Origin of the sequence: Xanthomonas sp. SHU 308 (assembly GCF_000364645.1) — a bacterium.
Lineage (GTDB): Bacteria > Pseudomonadota > Gammaproteobacteria > Xanthomonadales > Xanthomonadaceae > Xanthomonas_A > Xanthomonas_A sontii.
In genome coordinates this window covers 1-2488 of record NZ_AQOK01000912.1, presented here as the reverse complement: position 1 = coordinate 2488, position 2488 = coordinate 1, and the positions used below count along the sequence as shown (strand labels likewise).

At 72.8% G+C, this 2488-nt stretch carries 2 protein-coding genes and 1 pseudogene; 1 reads left to right on the top strand and 2 read right to left on the bottom strand.

Annotated features, from left to right (window positions below; genetic code table 11):
- A partial coding sequence (locus D588_RS0123650; protein ID WP_017917760.1) for a LysR substrate-binding domain-containing protein occupies window positions 1–763 on the top strand: 763 nt, incomplete at its 5' end.
- A 163-nt stretch (window positions 764–926) separates the two neighbouring features.
- On the opposite strand, the gene D588_RS0123645 is transcribed toward D588_RS0123650, so the two are convergent.
- Together D588_RS0123645 and D588_RS0123640 are read right to left on the bottom strand one after the other, a co-directional pair.
- Window positions 927–2024: a toxic anion resistance protein gene (locus tag D588_RS0123645; RefSeq protein ID WP_026144044.1), complete on the bottom strand. Its 1098-nt coding sequence runs from the start codon at window positions 2022–2024 to the stop codon at window positions 927–929.
- A gap of 42 nt (window positions 2025–2066) precedes the next feature.
- A pseudogene (locus D588_RS0123640) lies at window positions 2067–2488 on the bottom strand (hypothetical protein); the annotation flags it as partial.

Here is a 2488-nt window from a genome sequence, read left to right as displayed (position 1 = left end):
GCGGGAACTGGGGCTGCCGCTGCTGCAGCGCGACGGCCGCGGCATCCGCCCGACCGCCGCCGGCACGCACCTGTGCGAGGCCGCCGGCAGCGCCTTCGCGCAGTTGCAGGACGCGGTGGCGGAGTTGCGCCGCCCATCACGCCCGGCCGCGCTGGTGCTGGGCTGCCCCGGCAGCATCCTCGCCCGCTGGATGATTCCGCGGCTGCAGGCGCTGCAGCGCGACCTGCCGGCGCTGACCCTGCACCTGTCCGCGCACGAGGGCGACTTCGCCGCCGACCTGGACGGCCTGGATGCGGCGCTGCTGCTGGGCCAGGCGCCATGGCCGGCGGACTGGCAGGTGCGCGTGCTGGCGCCGGAGCGGATCGGCCCGGTACTCAGCCCGGCCCTGCCGCAGGCACAGGCCCTGACCACGGCCGCGCCGGCGGCACTGCAGGGACTGCCGCTGCTGCATACGGTGTCGCGCCCGCAGGCCTGGCCGGCCTGGGCCGAGGCGCAAGGCCTGGCGCCGGCGCAGTTGCGCTACGGCACCGGCTTCGAACACCTGTACTACCTGCTGGAAGCGGCGCTGGCCGGAATCGGCGTGGCGATCGCGCCGCAGCCGCTGGTCGCCGACGACCTGGCCAACGGCCGCCTGCTGGCGCCCTGGGGCTTCGTCGACACCGGCGGGCAGTGGGCGCTGTGCGCGCGGCGGGAGCAGCAGGATCCACGGGTGGAGGCGTTGGCCGGGTGGTTGGCCGGCGAGTTGCGGGAGGATCGCGATTAGGCGTGTTGCCTGGCCTGTTCGCTGGCAATTCGCGGCGCAAACGCGCTGTACAGGACGCTTGGCCGCGACGCCCGGCGTGCGCGGGAGTGGAGTTATCTGTCGCGGCTGAAGCCGCTCTACATGGGTGGGTGGGGCGTCGAGCGCCCATCGGCGGGCGCGCGCGTCAGCCCGGCTGCGCCGGCGCGGCCAGGCGCCGCTGCAGGTCGTCGCGCAGCCGGCTCAGCTCGACCTCGGCGGCGCGCCGCTGCTGCATGCCGTCGCGGTGGATCTCGCGCACCTCCTCCACCGTGGCGATCAGTTGCTCGTGCACGTGGCGCAGCGTGTCCATGTCGATCACCGCGCGTTGGTTGGCGCGCGCCGTGTCCACCGAGGCCTGCCGCAGCAGGTCGGCGTTGCGGCGCATGATGTCGTTGGTGGCATCGTCGATGGCGTTGGACAGCGCCGCCGCGTTCTGCTGCTCGTGCAGCGACAGCTGGATCGCGAACTGGCGCTTCCACGACGGGATGGTGATGTCGCGGACGGTGTTGAACTTCTCGATCAGTTGCAGCGCGTTGGCCTGGATCAGCCGGATCATCGGCAGCGCCTGCTCGGCCGCGTGCTGCATCACCTGCAGGTCGCCGACGCGCTTGTCGAGCAGGCGCAGGGCGGTATCGATCTCGGCGCGCTGGCCGCGCGCCTGCGGATCGTCCTGGCCCGCCAGCGCCAGGTGCTGTTGCTGCAGTTCGGCCAGGCGCAGCTTGCCGGCAGCGACGTGCAGGCCCAGTTCGCGGCGCTCGGCCTGCACCATCTGGTGCATGCGGTCGAATTCGCCCACGCGCTGGCCGAGGTTGGCCTGCTGCGCGCCGACGTCGCGCAGCAGTTGTTCGATCTGCCGGTTGGTGTCGCTGAACTTCTGCACCAGTTCGTCCTTGGACGCGCGCAGGCGATCGATCAGGCCGCCGATCAGCGGCACCCGCGAGCGCTCGCCGAGCTGGTCGAGCTTGAGCGCGCGCGCGATCCGCACCACTTCGCCGAGCTTGTCGCCGCTGGCCTCCAGGTCGCGGTTGCGGACCTGGTCCAGCAACTGGCTGGAGAACGCGGCGGTCTGCGCGGCGACCTCGGTGCCGAACAGGTGCAGGCTGCCGGGCGTGAGTTCGCGCAGGCCCTGCGCCAGCGCGGCGATCTGCGCACGATCGTCCGGCACCAGGCCGAGCGCCTTGAGCTCGGCTTCGTCGGGTTGCAGCGGCAGGCTCTGCGGCGTCAGCGGGTGTTCCTGGGTCATCATGGTTCTCCTTCGATAGCGATTCGCGGCGGCGGCGCAGGCTCAGCGCAGTCTAGCCCGCATGGCCTGCAGTTCGGCCAGGATGTGTTGCTGCGCCTGTGCGGCGCGGGCCACGTGGTCCCTGCCCTGCGCTGCCTGCGGCGTGACGGCGGCCTGGCGCCAGGCCGGCAGCAGCACGTCGCGGATGTTCCTGTAGCGTTGCAGCAGGTCCTCGCCCTGCTGTTGCAGCAACCGCCATTGCGCCGCTTCCAGGCGCCAGGCGGCGGCGAGGCGGCGCAAGTGGTCGAGTCGCTGGTTCCAGGCCTGCGCCAACGCCGGGTCGGGCGTCGGCGCCGCGGCGATCCAGCGCTCGAGCGCGGCCACGCCGGCCTCGGCGGCGCCGGCGCTTTCGGCATATGCCTGGCCCGCGTGCCGCAGCGCCTGGGCATGCGCATCGGCGCGCAGCAGGACCACGCCCAGTTGCG

What these genes read in the sequence shown, in the direction of transcription:
- D588_RS0123645 (WP_026144044.1), bottom strand. Translation starts at nt 2,024, where the DNA reads ATGACCCAGGAACACCCGCTGACGCCGCAGAGCCTGCCGCTGCAACCC.